The organism is Microbacterium schleiferi (genome assembly GCF_020781975.1).
Taxonomy (GTDB): Bacteria; Actinomycetota; Actinomycetes; order Actinomycetales; family Microbacteriaceae; genus Microbacterium.
This window is the reverse complement of the sequence record NZ_JAJGNI010000002.1, coordinates 1-18,605: the sequence shown is the minus strand read 5'-3', so window position 1 is coordinate 18,605 and position 18,605 is coordinate 1. Positions and strand designations below refer to the sequence as shown.

Annotated in this window: 17 protein-coding genes and 1 pseudogene; 8 read left to right on the top strand and 10 right to left on the bottom strand. The window is 68.1% G+C overall.

Annotated elements, in window-relative coordinates:
- Positions 1 to 215: 215 nt before the first annotated feature.
- Genes tsaB through LL236_RS02395 form a run of 4 tightly spaced genes read left to right on the top strand, consistent with a single transcriptional unit; the run spans position 216 to position 2,882 of the window.
- Positions 216 to 905, top strand: a complete 690-nt coding sequence (gene tsaB / locus LL236_RS02410) for a tRNA (adenosine(37)-N6)-threonylcarbamoyltransferase complex dimerization subunit type 1 TsaB (protein ID WP_228177205.1) — start codon at positions 216 to 218, stop codon at positions 903 to 905.
- On the top strand, positions 902 to 1,420 hold the full coding sequence (rimI, locus tag LL236_RS02405; protein ID WP_228177204.1) for a ribosomal protein S18-alanine N-acetyltransferase: 519 nt from the start codon (positions 902 to 904) through the stop codon (positions 1,418 to 1,420). The genes tsaB and rimI overlap by 4 nt, the downstream gene beginning before the upstream one ends.
- Complete coding sequence (gene tsaD, locus LL236_RS02400) at positions 1,417 to 2,517, top strand: tRNA (adenosine(37)-N6)-threonylcarbamoyltransferase complex transferase subunit TsaD (protein WP_228177203.1); 1,101 nt, start codon at positions 1,417 to 1,419, stop codon at positions 2,515 to 2,517. Before rimI ends, tsaD begins: the two co-directional genes overlap by 4 nt.
- Positions 2,514 to 2,882 carry a DUF4190 domain-containing protein gene (locus tag LL236_RS02395; RefSeq protein ID WP_228177202.1) on the top strand — a complete coding sequence of 123 codons (369 nt, stop codon included), beginning with the start codon at positions 2,514 to 2,516 and terminating at the stop codon, positions 2,880 to 2,882. The genes tsaD and LL236_RS02395 overlap by 4 nt, the downstream gene beginning before the upstream one ends.
- Positions 2,883 to 2,997: 115 nt before the next feature.
- Here the strand turns inward: LL236_RS02395 and LL236_RS02390 are convergent, their stop codons facing one another.
- Both LL236_RS02390 and LL236_RS02385 read right to left on the bottom strand, forming a co-directional pair.
- Positions 2,998 to 4,191, bottom strand: coding sequence for a class I SAM-dependent methyltransferase (locus tag LL236_RS02390; protein ID WP_228177201.1), 1,194 nt, complete (start codon positions 4,189 to 4,191; stop codon positions 2,998 to 3,000).
- A 40-nt stretch (positions 4,192 to 4,231) separates the two neighbouring features.
- On the bottom strand, positions 4,232 to 5,569 hold the full coding sequence (locus tag LL236_RS02385; RefSeq protein WP_228177200.1) for an extracellular catalytic domain type 1 short-chain-length polyhydroxyalkanoate depolymerase: 1,338 nt from the start codon (positions 5,567 to 5,569) through the stop codon (positions 4,232 to 4,234).
- Positions 5,570 to 5,920: 351 nt separating this feature from the next.
- Here LL236_RS02385 and groES point away from each other — a divergent pair, with 351 nt between their 5' ends.
- Positions 5,921 to 6,217, top strand: a complete 297-nt coding sequence (gene groES, locus LL236_RS02380; RefSeq protein ID WP_228177199.1) for a co-chaperone GroES — start codon at positions 5,921 to 5,923, stop codon at positions 6,215 to 6,217.
- A 359-nt stretch (positions 6,218 to 6,576) separates the two neighbouring features.
- Positions 6,577 to 7,542: an EamA family transporter RarD gene (gene rarD / locus LL236_RS02375; RefSeq protein ID WP_374197997.1), complete on the top strand. Its 966-nt coding sequence runs from the start codon at positions 6,577 to 6,579 to the stop codon at positions 7,540 to 7,542.
- Between the two features lie 176 nt (positions 7,543 to 7,718).
- Here rarD and LL236_RS02370 read toward each other — a convergent pair whose 3' ends face one another.
- The 3 genes and pseudogenes from LL236_RS02370 to LL236_RS02360 form a co-directional block, all read right to left on the bottom strand.
- Positions 7,719 to 8,069: a metal-sensitive transcriptional regulator gene (locus tag LL236_RS02370; protein WP_228177198.1), complete on the bottom strand. Its 351-nt coding sequence runs from the start codon at positions 8,067 to 8,069 to the stop codon at positions 7,719 to 7,721.
- Positions 8,066 to 10,384 carry a heavy metal translocating P-type ATPase gene (locus LL236_RS02365; protein WP_308017237.1) on the bottom strand — a complete coding sequence of 773 codons (2,319 nt, stop codon included), beginning with the start codon at positions 10,382 to 10,384 and terminating at the stop codon, positions 8,066 to 8,068. The genes LL236_RS02370 and LL236_RS02365 overlap by 4 nt, the downstream gene beginning before the upstream one ends.
- Positions 10,381 to 10,586: pseudogene (locus tag LL236_RS02360) on the bottom strand (heavy-metal-associated domain-containing protein). The gene LL236_RS02365 and the pseudogene LL236_RS02360 overlap by 4 nt, the downstream one beginning before the upstream one ends.
- A 242-nt stretch (positions 10,587 to 10,828) precedes the next feature.
- Between LL236_RS02360 and LL236_RS02355 the strand changes: the two are divergent.
- Positions 10,829 to 12,100 carry an ABC transporter substrate-binding protein gene (locus tag LL236_RS02355; RefSeq protein WP_228177197.1) on the top strand — a complete coding sequence of 424 codons (1,272 nt, stop codon included), beginning with the start codon at positions 10,829 to 10,831 and terminating at the stop codon, positions 12,098 to 12,100.
- Between the two features lie 375 nt (positions 12,101 to 12,475).
- On the opposite strand, the gene LL236_RS02350 is transcribed toward LL236_RS02355, so the two are convergent.
- From LL236_RS02350 to LL236_RS02335, 4 genes are read right to left on the bottom strand one after another with little or no spacing between them, the layout of a single operon-like run.
- Positions 12,476 to 13,240, bottom strand: coding sequence for an ABC transporter ATP-binding protein (locus tag LL236_RS02350; RefSeq protein WP_228177196.1), 765 nt, complete (start codon positions 13,238 to 13,240; stop codon positions 12,476 to 12,478).
- Entirely contained in the window at positions 13,237 to 14,262 is a 1,026-nt protein-coding gene (locus tag LL236_RS02345) for an ABC transporter ATP-binding protein (RefSeq protein WP_228177195.1), read from the bottom strand. Before LL236_RS02345 ends, LL236_RS02350 begins: the two co-directional genes overlap by 4 nt.
- Complete coding sequence (locus LL236_RS02340; RefSeq protein ID WP_228177194.1) at positions 14,252 to 15,232, bottom strand: branched-chain amino acid ABC transporter permease; 981 nt, start codon at positions 15,230 to 15,232, stop codon at positions 14,252 to 14,254. Before LL236_RS02340 ends, LL236_RS02345 begins: the two co-directional genes overlap by 11 nt.
- Before the next feature lie 13 nt (positions 15,233 to 15,245).
- Positions 15,246 to 16,565, bottom strand: a complete 1,320-nt coding sequence (locus LL236_RS02335; RefSeq protein WP_228177193.1) for a branched-chain amino acid ABC transporter permease — start codon at positions 16,563 to 16,565, stop codon at positions 15,246 to 15,248.
- A gap of 208 nt (positions 16,566 to 16,773) precedes the next feature.
- Between LL236_RS02335 and guaB the strand changes: the two genes are divergently transcribed.
- Positions 16,774 to 18,276, top strand: a complete 1,503-nt coding sequence (gene guaB / locus LL236_RS02330; RefSeq protein WP_228177192.1) for an IMP dehydrogenase — start codon at positions 16,774 to 16,776, stop codon at positions 18,274 to 18,276.
- On the opposite strand, the gene LL236_RS02325 is transcribed toward guaB, so the two are convergent.
- The coding region (locus LL236_RS02325; protein ID WP_228177191.1) for a hypothetical protein at positions 18,264 to 18,605 on the bottom strand (342 nt) is incomplete at its 5' end. The genes guaB and LL236_RS02325 overlap by 13 nt on opposite strands.

Here is an 18,605-nt window from a genome sequence, read left to right as displayed (position 1 = left end):
ATGCATCGTTCAGCCGCACACGTGGGGCAGAGACGGCGGGGCCCGCGGGCTCGTCGGGCCGCGGGCAATGCGCCCCCGCCACCGCGCGGGCGGGCACGTCCGGGCCGAACACAGGATGAATCAGGTGCCACGCGCTTAAAACACGCCCGCGGCGGCAAGTGAGCCTGCAAACGGCACGCAGCTGCCGGGTGCCCGGGCGCGGATACCCTGGATAGGTGATTCTCGGCATCGATACCTCGGTCGGCACCGCGGTCGCGGTCGTCGAGGCCGACGGTGTGGTGCTTGCCGAGGCCTCGAGCGCGAACCCCCTCGGGCACGCCGAAGTCATCGGCGAGCTGCTCCAGACCGTGCTCGGCACGGCGCGCGCCGACGCACCCCTCGGGCACGCCGGTGCCGGCACACCCGGTGAGCGTCTAGAGATCACGGCGGTAGCGGCGGGTATGGGCCCCGGCCCGTTCACCGGCCTGCGCGTCGGCATCGCAGCAGCCCGCACCTTTGCGCTCGGGCGCGGCATCCCCGTGGTCCCGGTGGTCAGCCACGACGCCGCAGCCCTCGGCATCCTGCTCGATCAGGCCCTCGCCGGTGAGACGGATGCCGAGCGTTTCGCGATCGTCACCGACGCACGCCGCCGAGAGTTGGCCTACACGGTCTACGACGGCATGGATGACGACGGGTTGCCGGTCCGGGTTACCGAACCCGCGCTCACCCCGCGCGACGAGATCGATACCGTGCTCGCCGGGCTTGGTGCGGAGCGCCGCGACACGACGGCGGTTTCGGCGGCCATGGTCGCACTGGTCGCCGCGCGGTCGCTCGCGGCGGGGCGCGAGGTCGGCCCCCGTGACGCGCTCTACCTGCGCTCGCCCGACGTGACGATATCCGCCGGGCCGAAGAAGGTGGGCGTATGAGCATCCGCCCCGCAACCGCCGACGACCTCGCCGCGATCATGGCAATCGAGCGGGCCTCGTTTCCCTCCGACGCGTGGTCAGAGGCGATGATGGCCGGCGAACTCGCCTCGCCGCATGGCTCATACCTGGTGGTCGAAGAGGCGGGGCGGGTCATCGGCTACGGCGGGGTGCGCGCAGTGCGAGGGGCAGCTGATGCCGACATTCAGACCATCGCGCTCGATGCCGCCGAGCGAGGCACAGGCCGCGGACGGATGCTGCTCGCCGCGCTTCTCGAGTGCGCCCGCAACGCGGGCGCACGGACCGTCTTCCTCGAAGTGCGCGACGACAACCCGGTAGCCCAGGGCCTGTATCGCCGCGAGGGCTTCATCGAGACCGGGCGTCGCCCGCGCTATTACCAGCCCGACGATGTGGACGCGATCATCATGCAGCTCGACCTCGTGGGGTGGGATGCGGCGCGTCGCGAGGCCGCCGGAAATGAACCCACCGCCGTCGCATCCGGGGGAGTGTGCACATGAGCGCCGCCGAACCGCTCGTCCTCGGAATCGAGACCAGTTGCGACGAGACCGGCATCGGCATCGTGCGCGGGCGCACACTGCTCTCGAACACGATCGCCTCGAGCATGGACGAACACGCCCGCTATGGCGGAGTAGTCCCCGAGGTCGCCGCGCGCGCACACCTCGAGGCGCTGCAACCGACGATCGAAGCGGCGCTCGCCGAGGCGCAGGTCCAGCTCGGCGACATCGATGCCGTCGCCGTCACCTCGGGTCCGGGGCTCGCGGGGGCGCTCATGGTCGGCGTCGGCGCCGCGAAGGCGCTCGCCGTTGCGCTCGACAAGCCGCTCTATGCCGTCAACCACCTCGTGGGCCACATCGCGGCAGACCTCCTCGACGCTGACGCGGAGCCGCTGGAGTACCCGACGATCGCGCTGCTGGTCTCGGGCGGGCACACGTCGCTCCTGCTCGTCCGCGATCTCACGAGCGACGTCGAGTTGCTCGGCGAGACCGTGGATGACGCCGCCGGCGAGGCCTTCGACAAGATTGCCCGCATCCTCGGCCTGCCCTACCCCGGGGGACCCGAGATCGACCGGGCCGCGGCATCCGGATCTGACGGGAACGGCGGGACGCGACCGGGGGACCCGAACGCGATCCGTTTCCCGCGGGGGCTCTCGCGGGCGAGCGACCTGGCCGAGCACCGCTACGACTTCTCGTTCTCGGGGCTGAAGACCGCCGTCGCGCGCTGGATCGAACAGCAGGATGCCGCAGGCCAGCCCGTCTCGACAGCGGATGTCGCGGCATCCTTCCGAGAGGCCGTCGTCGATGTGCTCGTCACCAAAGCGCTGGCCGCGTGCGCTGACTACGGCGTTCCGCGGCTGCTGCTGGGCGGCGGAGTCATCGCGAACCGGCGGTTGCGCGAGGTCGCGCTGGAGCGCGCCGCTGCGGCTGGTGTGACGGTGCGGATTCCGCCGCTGTCGCTGTGCACCGATAATGGGGCAATGATCGCGGCGCTCGCCTCGGAACTGATCATGGCCGGGCGTGCCCCGTCGACGATGGCTTTCGGGGCCGACTCGACCCTGCCGATCACCGACATCCAGGTCGCGGGGGAGGCAGGATGACTGATCGTTCTCGGGGGTTCTCGCGGTTTCCGACGGCCCCGGTCGATGTGCCGACCACACTCAGCGGCCCCGACCCGTCGCCGGACCACCCGGGGTGGGAACCGGATGCCGGACCCGTCGAGCCCGCGAGCTTCGACCGGGGGTTCGCGGGGTGGGCCCTGGGGTTCGCGATCGTGGGCCTTGCTGTCTCGCTGTTCGTCGGGTGGGGCTTTGTCATCGGGATCGTCGCGATCGTCGCGGGCATCATGGCGCTGCGGCATCCGCGGGACAGCAGGCGCGTCGCCGTGTGGGCTATCGTGCTCGGCGGTGTGTCGATCCTCTACAGCGCCGGCTGGCTTCTCTACGCCTGGGCCGTGCTGACCTGACTCCGGCCAGGGCCCGGGCCCGGTGGATTCGGTCGCGCCGTGTTGTGGGTCGGGTGGGCTGGATGTCGCAGGACGGCGCGACCGAACGGGAGGGGTCGCCCGCCGAGAGGTCAGGTCAGGGGGCGGGCGGAACGCGGTCGGCAAGGATCGCGACGCGGGAGCCCCCGACACGGGTCATGATGAGGGTCGCGGATTCCTCACCCTTCAGCTTGAGGCTCTGACGGAGGGCGGCGGGATCGACATCCACTCCCCGCTTCTTGATCTCGAGGATGCCGATATCGCGCTCCTTCAGCGCCCTCGCGAGCTTCTTCGTGTCGGCCGGGAGCACCTCGCGCACGCGGAAGCTCTGCACGAAGGGGCTCGTGACCGCGTCATCCCCGGTGAGGTACGCGATCTTCTCCGCCAGCATCCCCGCCCGAAGCGACCTCGCAACCTGTCCGATGAGCCGGGCACGGATGACTGCCCCGTCGGGTTCGTGGATGAACTGTCCGAGCGTGCGCACCGGCTCGTCCTCGCTGTCTGCGGGCGCCGTGAGCTCGGCGGCGTGCTGCCCGCGCAGGATCAGCGCCGACCGCGTCACGCCCTCGCGCGCGAGCGCGCCCGACCACAGCACGAGCTCGATCGTCGAGCCGTCGGCACTGACCCACTGCGCCTCGTATCCGTCGGGGATGCGATCACGATCGAGTCCCGGCCCGAGCTTTATACCGGCCGGCAGCCGGCTGGTGAGTTCGAAGACCCACTCCAGCGGCGGCGACCAGTCGTCAGCGCGCGCGCGTCCCGTCCCGCCCGCCTCGCGCCGGGCGGGGTCAAGCCAGACAGCCTCGACCCCGCTGAGATCCTGCTCCTGAGCGAGCCCGTGGCGCACGGTGACCGCGGCCCCGAACGGTGCGAGATTGACGGTCGCGAGGGCCGCGGTCACCTCGTCGGCGTCGATGGCGCCGACACGGATGCCGAGACTTGCCAGAGCCAGCGCATCACCGCCGATCCCGCAGCCGAGGTCTGCGACGTGCTCGATTCCCGCGCGACGGAACCGCCCGGCGTGATGGGCTGCCACCGACAGGCGTGTCGCCTGCTCGAGACCGGCGCGGGTGAACAGCATCCGTCCCGCGAAGTCGCCGAACTTCGACCGCGCCCGCTCCCGAAGCCGCGCCTGGGTGACCACTGCCGACACCAGATCGGGGGAGTGGCCGGCGCTACGCAGCCGTGAGACGATGCGCGCCACCTCGTCGCTGGAGGAGACCGGACCGAGGCTGTTCAGCAGGTCGAGCCCCGCCGGCGTCAGCAGCGCCCGCACCTCGGCGATGTCCATCCATCCACCCTAGGTGCGGGCGCTGCACGCGGCATCCGTGTCAGCTGCAGCTGCTTACGAGATCCCAGGAGGATGCCGAGATGCGCTGCAGACTCGTCACGGTGGCGTCGCCGAGACCGAGGTAGTCCTGGGTTCCGATCGCGTAATACGGGTTGTAGGGGTTCACCCCGTAGGAGGTGGCCCGCCCCGCAGCCTTGTGGGCGGCGTTCGTTGCGGTCACGCAGTCGCTCGGCGGGACTGTCGGCGTCGGCGAAGGAGTGACCGTCGGTGTCGGTGTCGGCGTTCCGGTTGGTGTCGGTGTGGGTGTCGGCTCGCCTGACCGGTCGACGCGGCGGTTGTTGTCGAAGAAGAACTCCGTCACGTAAGCCGGGTAGTCGATGCTGTTCGCGCTGATGTACGAGCCGCCCGATCCCGCACCGGCTGGCCAGTTGTGGCCGAGCCCGGTGTTCTGGATGACGGAGACCCGAGGCCCTTCGGCATCCGAGTACAGCGTCCCCGAACCCGACGTGTTGGTGCCGGCAAGGCCCGACAGGCCGAAGCTCGAGGTCTGATCGGCGTCGTAGATGTCAGCCATGATCTGACCGTTCAGCGTGTTGTACCCGGGCGCGACAGTCGAGTCATTGCTGCCGTAGACGACCGAGGTCAGCTGCGTGTCGAAGGCGCCTGATGCCGAGCTGGCGAAGCCCGTGCACGTCGATACTCCTTGGTTCTTCGAGACCGCCACCGACGAGATCTGACCGGAGGTGGTGCCCACCGTCGGTCCGGCGTTGATGCCCATGCCGGCGAACACGTCAGGCGCGAGGCATCCCATGACCATCGTCTGCCCGCCGCCGGACGAAAGTCCCGAGACGTACACCTGGTCGGCGTCGATATCGAGGCTCGTGCGGGCGGTGAGTGTCGAGGCCAGCGAAAGCAGGTTGTCGTCGTGGCGCGATGGCGCGCTGCGCGAGTGATTCGCGTCGTAGTAGTCCCAGCAGCCGAGGATGACTCCGCCGTTCGGGGCATCCGGCAGCGCGACGATCATGCCGTACTCGTCAGCAGTCTGTGCCCAGTTGCCCGCGGACTGCAGATCGGATGCCTTCTGCACGCATCCGTGGAGCGAGATCATCAGCGCGCGACCGGAAGGCAGGGCGGCAGCCGTCGTCGGGGTGTACAGGCGCACCGACATCCCGGCGATCGTCTCGGTCGTCCACGTGCCGGTGCCGCCGGTCGAGCCGCCACCCGATCCACCGCCGCCGTTCGTGCAGCCGGGCAGGGTCTCGAATCCCGGGGGACAGGTGATCGCCTGAGCGGCGGGAGCTGCGACGGCCAGGCCCGCCACCGCCAAGCCGGCCGCCAGGAGCGCGCCGATTGCGCGCTTTCGGACACGAGAGAACATGCGTCATCCCTTCGTCGGCGCCCCGGCCATCGCCCCGGGCGCCATCGCACGGTCGTCCCGGTCGGAGCACGGGCATCCCTCTCCAGCGAGCGGATGCCGAGGTGCGTCATCGCACGGCACTCACGGTAACTGAAAGATGATTCATATACCAGGTTAAGTTTGCGTGCATGACAGGACTCTCATCGCCGGTGGATCGGGCGTCGCCGGTCGGGCGCGGGGGCGCTGAAGTCACGGCATCCGGATTGGCACTCGCGTTGCGTGAGTGCCAGAGCTTCAATACACTTGCGTTAGCACTCTCGGTGTGAGGTTGCTAACGAGTCTTGGTATCTCAAGGAAAGCAGAGGTAGACCCGTGTCGGTTTCCATCAAGCCGCTCGAGGACCGCATCGTCATCAAGCAGGTCGAGGCCGAGCAGACCACCTCGAGTGGTCTGGTCATTCCCGACACCGCGAAGGAGAAGCCCCAGGAGGGCGAGGTCGTCGCAGTCGGACCCGGTCGTATCGATGACAACGGCAACCGCGTTCCGCTCGACGTCGCCGTCGGTGACCGCGTCATCTACAGCAAGTACGGCGGGACCGAAGTGAAGTTCGGCGCCGACGAGTACCTGGTGCTCTCGGCTCGCGACGTGCTGGCGGTCGTCGTCCGCTGAGTCGACAACTCTTCGACGGGGCTCGGATGCTGCGGCATCCGGGCCCCGTCTGTTTTTTGTGTTCCCCATCCCCGCGAGCCCACAGCACCGCGGCCGAGCCCACACGATTCACGCGCGGAACCCTGTGGGCTCGGCGACGGAAGTGTGGGTTCAGCAAGCTGGGCAGGGCGCAGCACGCGCAGCGGGGCGTGGCAGGAATCTGCCGAGACTCGGCCGGAGGACACTGCGGCTGCGCGACAGACGCGCGCCGCAGGGTCGCCGGCGCGCCCTAGGCTGAGTGAGTGGCGCGCGAATCGGTTCCGGGAGATGGGGGCTCGGCGCCCGCGACCGGTGACATTCCGGCATCTGGGGCGGCAGAGATCGCCGGATCGGATGCCGCGCACCTGGCCCGGGAAGCGCCGGCAGAGGCTGCACGCGAGCGGCTCGTCGGCGGCATCTTCGCGTTCTCGGCGTACTTCCTCTGGGGATTCCTGCCGCTCTACTTCATCCTGCTGGCGCCGATCACCGGCTGGGAGCTGGTCGGCTGGCGCATCCTGCTCTCCCTCGTCTTCTGCATCTTCCTGCTCGCCGTCATGCGCGCCTGGCGGCCGTTTCTCGCGATCGTGCGTCAGCCACGGCTGCTCGGCTGGACGGCGCTGGCCGGAGCTGTCATCTACGTCAACTGGCAGGTGTTCATCCTCGCGACCCTGTCGGGTCACGTCATCGAGACGAGCCTCGGCTACTTCATCAACCCGATCGCCACGGTGCTGCTGGGCGTACTCGTGCTGCGCGAGCGGCTGCGCTTGACGCAGTGGATCGCGATCGCGATCGCGGGCATCGCTGTCATCGTCACGATCGTTGGCTACGGCACGGTCCCGTGGGTGGCGCTGACGCTCGCGGCATCCTTCAGCATCTACGGACTGATCAAGAAGCGGATCGGGCCCTCGGTGGATGCCGTCAGCGGCCTCACCCTCGAGTCGGCGTGGCTCACACCGCTCGCGATCGTGCTGCTGGTGGTCACGTCACTGACGACTGGTCTCTCCGTCGGAGCATACGGTTTCTGGCATGTTGTGCTGGTGAGTCTCGCGGGCGCCGCGACAGCCGTGCCGTTGCTGCTGTTCGCCGCCGGGGCGCGGCGTGTGCCGCTCACCGTCGTTGGGCTGCTGCAGTTCATCGCGCCGATCATGCAGTTCATCACGGGGGCCTGGATCCTCGGCGAGCCGATGCCGCCCGAGCGTTGGGTCGGCTTCGCGCTCGTGTGGGTGGCGCTCGCGGTGCTGACCGTCGACTCGGTCGTGTTCGCGCGACGCGCCCGCGGGGTCAGCGACGTCGCCGAATACAGCTGATCCGCCCGCCTCGCGCTCCCGCGCCGCGGCGCCCCCGTGCCCGCGCCGCCGCGCCGACCCCGCCGTTCCGCTGTCACAGACTGCAGCATCCGTCGCCCGCGAGCGACAGTCTGTGACAGCCGAACGGGTGAATGGCGGCGGGGGGCAGCCGAACGGGTGAGTGGCGCCAGCGTGCGTCAGCGCACGAAGCGGGCGATGGCTGCCGAGGCTTCGCGGATCTTCTCCTCGGCCTGCTCGTCGCCCTGCCTCGCGGCATCCACGACGCAATGGCGCAGGTGGTCTTCGAGAAGGCCGAGCGCGACAGACTCCAGCGCGGCGGTGGTGGCACTGATCTGGGTGAGGATGTCGATGCAGTACTTCTCGTCTTCCACCATCGAACGGATGCCGCGAGCCTGCCCCTCGATGCGCTTCAGCCGGTTCAGGTAGCGCTGTTTGTCGCCGATATACCCGTGATGGCCCGCCGGCCCGTGGGCATCATGCTCGGCATCCGTCGCCCCGTGCGGGGTCGTCTCCAGGGTGTCGCTCATCGCGGGCTCCGTTCGTTGGGTGTGGTGCGGGATCCGACAGCCGGGTCAATGCTCTGGAAGCGGCGGAGCCGCAGGCTGTTGCCGACGACGAAGACGCTGGATGCCGCCATCGCCGCACCGGCGATCATGGGGTTCAGGAGCCCGAGGGCAGCCAGCGGAATCGCCGCCACGTTGTAGGCGAACGCCCAGAAGAGGTTCCCACGGATCGTGCGCAGCGTCGCCCGCGACAGCCGGATGGCGTCGACCGCGCCCAGGAGGTCTCCGCGCACAAGCGTCAGGTCGGAGGCCTCGATGGCGGCGTCAGTTCCCGTGCCCATCGCGATACCGAGGTCGGCCTGCGCGAGCGCCGCCGCGTCGTTGACGCCGTCGCCCACCATTGCCACGACTCGGCTGCGCGCCTGAAGCGCCTCGATCTGCGCGGCCTTCTCGGCGGGCAGCACCCCGGCGATGACCTCGCGGATGCCGACCTCATCTGCCACGCGACGCGCCACGGCGTCGTGGTCACCGGTGAGCAGGATCGGCTCCAGCCCGAGCTCGCGCAGCCGGGCGACGGCGGCAGTGCTCGAGGGCTTCACCGAGTCCGCGACGGTGAGGATGCCGCGAGCCTTCCCATCCCATGCGACGACAACGGCGGTCGTCCCGTTCGCGCCGGCGCGCTCGATGGATGCCGTGATCTCGGCATCCGGGTGCACCGACCACTCGGCGAGCAAGCCCAGCGATCCGACCGCGACGGCGTGGCCTTCGACGACCCCCGTCGCACCCCGCCCCGCTACGGACGAGAACGACTCCACCTCGGGAAGCGGGCCCCCGGCCGCCGCGGAACCCGCGATCGCCCGGGCGATCGGGTGCTCGGATGCAGACTCCACCGCACCGGCCAGACGCAGCACCTCGGCGGCATCCTCGCCCGGCACGGGCAGCACGTCCACGAGCGTCATCCGGCCCTCGGTCACGGTTCCGGTCTTGTCGAGCACGACAGTGTCGACGCGCCGGGTCGACTCCAGAATCTGCGGCCCCTTGATCAGGATGCCGAGCTGCGCGCCGCGGCCGCTGCCGACCAGGAGGGCTGTCGGTGTCGCCAGTCCCAGTGCGCACGGGCAGGCGATGATCAGCACGGCGATCGCCGCCGTCAGCGCCAACGCCGTGCCTCCGCCGAGCAGCAGCCAGGTCACGAGAGTCCCGACGGCGATCACGATGACGATCGGCACGAACACCCCCGCGACGCGGTCGGCCAGTCGCTGTACCTCGGCCTTGCCAGCCTGAGCCTGTTCCACCAGGCGCGCCATTTGCGCCAGCTGCGTCTGCTCGCCCACGCGCGTGGCGCGCACCACGAGACGGCCCCCGACGTTGACCGTCGCGCCCACGACCGCGTCACCCTCGCTGACCTCGACGGGAACCGACTCGCCCGTGATCGTCGAGGTGTCCACGGCCGAGGTCCCCGACACGACAACCCCGTCGGTCGCGATGCGCTCGCCGGGGCGCACGACGAATTCGTCGCCGACGCGAAGCTGAGCGACAGGGACCCGCACCTCCGCGCCACCGCGAAGCAGCGCGGCATCCTTTGCGCCGACCTCCAGCAGTGCCCGAACTGCCTGGCTCGCGCGCCGCTTCGCGCGCACCTCCAGGTAGCGACCGAGCAGCAGGAAGGTCGTGACTCCCGCGGCAACCTCGAGGTAGATCGTGTTTCCGGCTTCGCCCGGCTGCGCGATCCACGTGAAGCCGTGGGTCATTCCCGGCATCCCGGCGCCGCCGAAGAACAGCGCGTACAGCGACCACAGGTAGGCGGCCGAGACCCCCATCGAGACGAGAGTGTCCATGGTGACAGCGCCGTGGCGCAGATTGATCGCCGTGGCGCGGTGGAACGGCCACGCAGCCCACACGACGACGGGTGAGGCAAGCGCCAGCGATGCCCACTGCCAGTAGGTGAACTGCAGCGCGGGGATCATTGCGAGCAGGATCACCGGCACCGACAGCACCGCCGCCCCGATCAGGCGCTGGCGCAGCGAGGCGAGCTCGGGATCGGTCGCCGGCTCGTCGGTCTCGGGCACCGGCGGCGCGGGCACTGTGGCCGTGTACCCGGTGCGTTCGACCTCGGCGATGAGGGCTGCAGCATCGGCGCGCGACTCGTTCGCGTTCGCCGGGACGTCATCGATTCGGACGACGGCTTTCTCGGTGGCGTAGTTGACGGATGCCGACACCCCCGGCATCCGGTTCAGTCGCTTCTCGATACGCGCGGCGCACGAGGCGCACGTCATCCCACCGATCTGAAGCTCGATCGGTGCTGAGCTGCCCCCGCCGGCAGGTGCGGCTGTCGTCACCGTCGCGCGGCCTGGTAGCCGGCCTCGTCGACGGCGGTCAGCACTGCAGTGTCGTCGAGGGTCTCGGCGGTGACGTCAGGAGGCCGGTTGCAGCGCTGACCTCGACCGCGGATACGCCCGGGATTCGCGAGACCTCGTCGCGCACGGCGTGCTCGCAGTGGCCGCAGGTCATTCCGGTGACGACGTATTCGTGGTTTGTCATGGCGGGTTCTTCCCGTGAGAGTACGGCTATCTTGATACCCCTGAGGGGTATGCATCTCAACGATACGCCCATCCCCGGCATTCCCGCGCCGTCGATCGCGACGGATACCGGCGCCAGGTAACGATTTGACGGCGTTACACATCGTTAACGCACCGCAACACACGCGAGACCAGTCCGCGGATAAGTTATTGGCACTGTGCGGGCTCTTTGGCGACCCGCATCCATTCACAGCAAGGAGCATCATGGGCGTCTTCACACGATCCCGCGCCGGCTCGATCCTCGGCGGTATCGCCGTGGTCGGTGTCAGCGCGGTCTTCCTGGCGGGTTGCGCCGGCGACTCTGGCGGCGGGAACGGTACCAGCGAGCCCGCGGGCGAATCCCTCGACCTCAAGATCGGCACGGCGCTGCCCGTGACCGGCAACCTGGCCTTCCTCGGCCCGCCGGAAATCGCGGGTACCGAGTACGCCGCATCCGAGGTCAACGCCGCAAACGCGGGCGTGACCATCGAGATGATCCAGGGCGATTCGGGTGACACCGACAACAAGGCCTACGAGACCGAGATCCCGCGTCTTCTCAACGAGGGCGTCTCCGCGATCATCGGTGCTGCCTCATCGGGCACCTCGCTGCAGTTCATCGACCAGGTGGTCGGCGCCGGCGTCATCCAGTTCTCGCCCGCCAATACCTCGGCTGCATTCTCGACCTACGACGACAACGGCCTCTACTTCCGCACGGCGCCGTCTGACACCCTGCAGGGTGAGGTGCTCGGAAACCTGATCGCCGAGTCGGGTGCGCAGACCCTGGGCATGATCGTCCTCAACGACTCGTACGGCACCGGCCTCGCGAGCTTCGTCAAGGACGCGTTCGAAGCCGCCGGCGGCACCGTCGTCGCGGAGCCCACCTACAACACGGGCGACACGAACTTCTCGGCCCAGATTTCGGAGGTCGTCGCCGCCAACCCCGACGCGATCGCCCTGATCACGTTCGAAGAGGTCAAGACGATGCTGCCCGAGCTGTTCGCAGCGGGCGTGCCTGCCGACAAGCTGTACTTCGTGGACGGCAACCTCGCCAACTTCGGCACCAACGGCATCGACGTGGGCGGTTCGCTCGAAGGCGCCAAGGGAACCCTCCCCGGCCTGTCGATCGACACGATCACGGACTTCACCGACTCGCTCCAGACCTTCTGGACCGACGAGGGCAACGACGAGCTGACCGAGTTCAGCTACGCCGCCGAGTCCTACGACGCCGTCATCCTGCTCGCGCTCGCTGCTCTGGCCGCCGGTTCGACCGACGGCGCAGCGATCGCCGACAAGCTGCAGGAAGTGTCCGGCGGTTCGGGCGACGGTACTGCCTGCACCTCGTTCGCCGAGTGCGCCGAGATCATCAATGGCGGCGGAGTCGCTGACTACAACGGCATCTCCGGTCCGGTCACGTTCGACGACGTGGGCGACCCCACCGAGGCGTCGATCGGCATCTACGAGTACACCGCCGACAACGACTACGTCGCATACCAGTAAGCCTCACGGCTAGCGAGCGGGGCTCCGACCTTCGGGTCGGGGCCCCGCTTCCGTTGTGTGCGGCATCCGTGCGACCGGCCGAGCTGCGCGCCGAACCCACAGCATCCGTGCTGACCCCACACGATTCCTGCGTCGGAAGGTGTGGGCTCGCGCACGAAGGTGTGGGTTCGCGAGTGGGTGGGGAGGTGGATGCCTCGAGGCATGGTGCGGGCATCGTGCGGGGGTGACGGGCCGGTGTGAGGTGCCGAACCCACAGCATCCGTGCTGAGCCCACAGGTTTCGGGGGTGAAGAGGTGTGGGTTCGCGCGCGACGGTGTGGGTTCGCGCCTCGAGGCGGGGGGGTCCCGCGGGAGCGAGGGATGCCGCGGCGCGGGGCTAGGCGCCGAGGGTGCCGAGGTAGAGGCCGATGACCTTCGGGTCGTTGAGCAGCTCACGGCCGGTGCCGGTGTAGGCATCCTTGCCCTGATCGAGCACATAGCCGCGGTCGCAGATCTGCAGGCACCGGCGAGCGTTCTGCTCGACCATGATCGTCGTCACCCCGGCCTTGTTGATCTCCGAGACCCGCAGGAACGCGTCATCCTGCCGGGCGGGGGACAGGCCCGCCGAGGGCTCGTCGAGCAGGATGACGGCAGGATCCATCATGAGAGCACGACTCATCGCCACCATCTGGCGCTCACCGCCCGACAGCGACCCGGCGCGCTGGTTCAGCCGCTTGCCGAGCTCCGCGAAGATGCCGGTGACGAACTCCAGGCGTTCGGTGTAGAGCTTGGGGCGCTGGAACAGACCCATCTGCAGGTTCTCGGCGATCGTGAGGCTCGGGAAGACGTTGTTGGTCTGCGGGACGAACCCGACGCCCTTGGCGACGAGCTTGTTCGCCTTGAGGCCCGTGATCTTCTCGCCGTTGAGCGAAATGTCGCCCTGGCGTACCTTCACCTGACCGAAGATCGCCTTCAGCAGCGTGGACTTGCCGGCGCCGTTCGGGCCGATGATGCCGATGAGCTCGCCGTCCCAGGCGGTCAGGGTCGCGCCGTTGAGGATGTTCACCCCGGGCAGATATCCGGCGTGAACCTCGTCGACCAGGACGACCGGCGTGCCCTCACGGACGGGGGGACGCTCGTCGGTGGCGGCTGCATCGGTCATGACTTCTCCGTCCCGGTGCCCTCGCCCGGCTCTCGCGATGTGCCGGGGGCGGCATCCGACTGGTGGTGATGCGACTTTTCGATGGCCTCGTCGAACTCCTGAACCTCCTGCTGCAACTCGATGGCGGCGGTGTTGAGTTCGCCGGGCACGCGCCCGGTGACAACGCCGAGGTCGACATCCTGATGCGAGCCGAGGTAGGCATCGATCACCGCGGGGTTCTGCATGACCGTGTCGGGCGGACCCTCGGCGACGATCTTGCCCTCGGCCATCACGACGACCCAGTCGGCGATGTGACGGACCATGTGCATGTCGTGCTCGACGAACAGCACCGTCATGCCCTCGTCCTTCAGGTCGAGGATGTGATCCAGCAGTGACTGCGTGAGAGCGGGGTTCACACCCGCCATCGGCTCATCGAGCATGACGAACTGCGGCGAGCTCATGAGTGCGCGGGCCATTTCGAGGAGCTTGCGCTGCCCACCCGAGAGGCTCGCCGCGAAGTCGGACTCCTTCGCGTCGAGCTTGAACTTCTTCAGCAGCACGCGGGCGCGCTCTTCGATCTCGACATCCTGCTTTCGCCACAGGAACGGGAACAGCGACGCGAAGAAGCTCTCGCCGCGCTGCTCCGTCGCACCGAGCTTCATGTTCTCGAGCACGGTCAGAAGGCCCAGCGCCTTGGTCAGCTGGAACGTGCGCACCGCACCCATCCGCGACACCTTGAACGCGGGAACTCCCGCAAGGGCTGTGCCATCGAACTTCCAGGACCCCTCGTCGGGCTTGTCGAAGCCGGTCAGCAGGTTGAAGAACGTCGTCTTTCCGGCACCGTTGGGTCCGATGAGAGCGGTGATGGCATTCCGCGGGATCTCGAGATGCTCGACATCCACGGCGGTCAGGCCGCCGAACGTGCGCTTGACACCGTCCGCGACGATGATCGGGTCGACCTTGGCGACACCGGGGCGGATCTCACCCTCATGAAGGCCAGTCGTCTTGGGACGCGCTACCGGCGCGAGCGGCTCATCGGACAAAGCTCAGCTCCTTCTTGTTCCCGAGGATCCCCTGCGGGCGGAAGATGATCAGCAGCATCAGAGCGACCCCGATCAGGACGAAGACCGACTGCTGTGCCTGCTCGCGCGAGAGGAAGGGCAGGAGTCCGGCATCCACCAGCGCGGGAAGGAGGTTGGAGAGGAACGCTCGCACAACCCAGAACAGCACAGCGCCGAGCACCGGGCCGAAGATCGTGGCGGCCCCACCCAGCAGGAGCGCCGTCCAGATGAAGAAGGTCTGGGAGGTCACATAGACGTTGGGGTTGACGTTGGTTCCCATCGCGGTGACGATGCCGCCCGCCGCGATGATGACGCCACCGATGACGAGGGCCTGCATCTTGAACGAGAACACGTTCTTACCCAGGGACCGCACGGCATCCTCGTCTTCACGGATGCCCTTGATGACGCGTCCCCAGGGACTCCGCATCAGCGACCAGGTGAACAGCACCGCGACCGCGGTCAGCGCGACGCCGATGATGATCACCCACCACTGGTCGCTCGTGTAGGTCCACGGGCCGAATCCATAGGTGCCCTGCGGGAGCGGGTTTGCCGCCCGGAACTCCGCCTGAAAGCCGAACAGCCCGTCGGCGGAGCCCGTGACGTCCTTATAGGCGGTCGACAGGAACAGCAGGCGCACGACCTCGGCTGCGGCGATCGTCACGATCGCGAGGTAGTCGCCGCGAAGCCGCAGCGTCGGGATGCCGAGAATCAGCGCGAACACGGCGGCGAGCACGAACCCGACGAGCGCGGCCAGCCACCAGGGCAGTCCGAACGTCAGGATCGAGATCGCGAAACCGTAGGCTCCGACGGCCATGAAGCCGGCGACACCCATGTTCAGCAGGCCCGCGAAGCCGAAGTGGATCGACAGGCCGATCGCCGCCAGAGCGAAGCCGAAGGTGGTGGGGCTGAGGATCTGGCTCAGCGTGTTGTTCAGGATCTGACCGAAGTCCATCGTCGTGCCCCCTTCAGCCCACTCGCTCTTTTCGACCCAGGATGCCCTGCGGTCGGAAGAGGAGGATCAGGATCAGGACGACCAGCGCGCCCACGTATTTGAGGTCGTCGGGAACCCCGAACAGGCTTGTCGTTTCGACCAGGATGCCGACGATCAGAGATCCGACGAGGGCGCCCAGTGCCGTACCGAGGCCGCCGAGCACGACAGCCGCGAACAGCAGCAGCAGGATGCTGGTTCCCATGTCCCACTTGATACCGGGGCGGAAGTAGGCCCACAGGACACCGGACAGGCCGGCAAGCGCCGCCGCGAGGATCCAGACGATCCGGACGATCCCGTCCACGTCGATTCCGGATGCCGCTGCCAGGGACGGGTTGTCAGAGACCGCCCGGGTCGCGCGACCGATCCGGCTGCGCGTGAGCCACAGCGCGAAGATGATGATCACGACGACCGAGATCAGCATGCTGACCAGATCCATCCAGGTCAGCACGATCGACCCGGGCAGGGGGATGACGCCCGACAGGGGATTCGGCAGCTGCAGCGTGCCACCGCCGACGAACATCTGGAAGATATAGCGCAGGGCGAGCGAGAGGCCGATCGAGACGATCATGAGCTGCACGACGCCGAGGCCCCTTCGGCGCAGGGGACGCCAGAGACCGGCATCCATCGCGTACCCGAACGCCCCCGAAACGATCACCGCCAGCGGGACGGCCACCAGCAGCGGCAGACTCAACCCCACGGCGAACAGCAGCGCTATCAGCGCCCCGAACGTCACCATCTCGCCGTGGGCGAAGTTCGAGATCCCCGTCGTGCCATAGACCAGCGAGAGACCGATCGCGGCCAGCGCCAGCATCAAACCGAAGTTGACGCCATTGACCAGGCGCTCCACGAGCTGGTCGACGAACCCGGTGGTGTTCCGCTCGCCCTCGCCGATGAAGAAGTTCGTCGTCACGCGGCCGCCGGGCCCGACCGTGACCTCGCGGACGTTGGGAGAGGTGTCTTCGCCCGTCTCGTCGATCACCGCAATGCCCTCGGGGAGGGTGTCTTCGTTGAGTGTCACGGTGTAGTCGGCATTGCGCTCAGGAACCCCCACCGCCCACTGCCCGTCGGCATCCGTCTCGACCGTTTGCTCGCCGCCGGGGCCGTCCACCGTCAGTTCGACGCCCTCGAGCGGCTCACCCTCGAGCTGCACATTCCCGCTGATGCGGTAGGGATCGTCGTCCGCGGCGTGAGCGGCAGTCGGCAGGGCGAGAAGGCCCACGAGGGTCAGTGCCAACGCGAGAAATACGCCGAGGCGATTCCGCGTCGTCCTGGCTGGGGCATTCGGATGTGGCACTCAGACCTCCCGGACGGCAACGGCCGAGGAAGTCGCTTCGACCGTGATAGACGACCGTACGAGCGTAATGTGTCCGCGGTGTTTCCGGGGCATATTCGGATGAGAACGATCCCAATCCGTTGCGGAGCCAGCCGCAGGCCCCGCTCGGGAATGTCCGCGCGCCCGCGAACGTAGAATTCTCCATAAGGCTCGCGACCGCAGGAGAAGCATGGACACTCACGACCCGTTCGGATTCGTCGGACTCACCTATGACGACGTACTTCTGCTGCCGGGTCACACCGACGTCATCCCGAGTGAGGCAGACACGTCCTCGCGCGTGACGCGCCGCATCACCGTCGCGATTCCGCTCATTTCCAGCGCGATGGACACGGTCACCGAGGCGCGAATGGCGATCGCCGTCGCCCGGGAGGGCGGCCTCGGCATCCTGCACCGGAACCTCTCGATCGAAGATCAGGCCTCGCAGGTCGACCGGGTCAAGCGCAGCGAGTCGGGCATGATCTCCGACCCCGTGACCACGACTCCCGACGCCACGATCGAAGAGGTCGACGCGATGTGCGCGACCTACCGCATCTCGGGCCTCCCCGTCGTCGACGACGACGGGACGCTCGTCGGCATCGTCACCAACCGCGACATGCGGTTCGTGTCGGGCTTCGAGCGCAAGACCACCTTCGTCAAGGACGTCATGACCAGCGAGGGTCTCATCACGGCTCCCGTCGGGATCGGCGCGAACGATGTCATCGCCACCTTCGCCAAGCATCGCGTCGAGAAGCTCCCGCTCATCGACGATAACGGCAAGCTCGCTGGCCTGATCACCATCAAGGACTTCGATAAGAGCGAGAAGTACCCGCTTGCCACCAAGGATGAGCACGGCCGCCTGCGCGTGGGTGCTGCGATCGGGTTCTTCGGCGACGCGTGGGAACGCGCCGAGGCGCTGCGGGATGTCGGGGTGGATGTTCTCGTGGTCGACACCGCCAACGGTCAGTCGGCGGGCGTCATCGACATCGTGCGACGGCTCAAGGCTGATCCGTCATTCGCCGGCATCGACATCATCGGCGGCAACGTCGCGACCCGTGAAGGCGCGCAAGCACTCATCGACGCCGGGGTGGATGCCGTGAAGGTCGGCGTGGGACCCGGGTCGATCTGCACGACCCGCATTGTCGCCGGCGTCGGCGTTCCGCAGATCACTGCGATCTACGAGGCCTTCCAGGCTGCGCGCGAGGCCGGGGTTCCGGTCATCGCCGACGGTGGCCTGCAGTACTCGGGCGACATCGCCAAGGCCCTGGTCGCGGGCGCGGACTCGGTCATGATCGGGTCGCTGTTCGCCGGCACCGACGAAGCCCCGGGCGAGATCGTCTTCCAGGGCGGCAAGCAGTTCAAGCAGTACCGGGGCATGGGATCGCTCGGCGCGCTGCAGACGCGCGGCAAGAAGACCTCGTACTCGAAGGACCGCTACTTCCAGGCCGACGTCCCCACCGACGACAAGCTCATCCCCGAAGGCATCGAGGGGCAGGTCGCCTACCGCGGTCCGCTCGCGGCAGTCGCCTACCAGCTCGTCGGTGGCCTGCGGCAGTCCATGTTCTATGTCGGTGCCCGCACGGTCGAGGAGCTCAAGGCCAAGGGCAAGTTCGTCCGAATCACTTCTGCCGGCCTCAAGGAGTCGCACCCGCACGACGTGCAGATCGTCGTCGAGGCCCCGAACTACAAGCGCTGACGCGTAGCATCCGTCTGGTTCGCGGCCTCCGTCTCGCGCGCGGCATCCGTCTGGCGCGCGCGAAGTTCGTCTGGTTCGCGCGAAGTCCGCAGATTCGCGCGAACCTCGCACTTTCTGCCCCGAATCCTGTGGAGTAGGGGCGAGTCTGCGGAGTTCGTGGGGCGCCAGAACCGCGCCGGCTGGACTCCTCCCCAGCGTCGCCGGGCCGTGAAGAGCGTGCAGAAGGATGCCGCTTGCGGTCGCGCCACCCGCCGGGGTGAGTCCCATAGCGTGGTGTCAATTCCTGCGGGGTTCTCGTCGTCGTAGACGTCGAAGGGCCACCGTGGGAT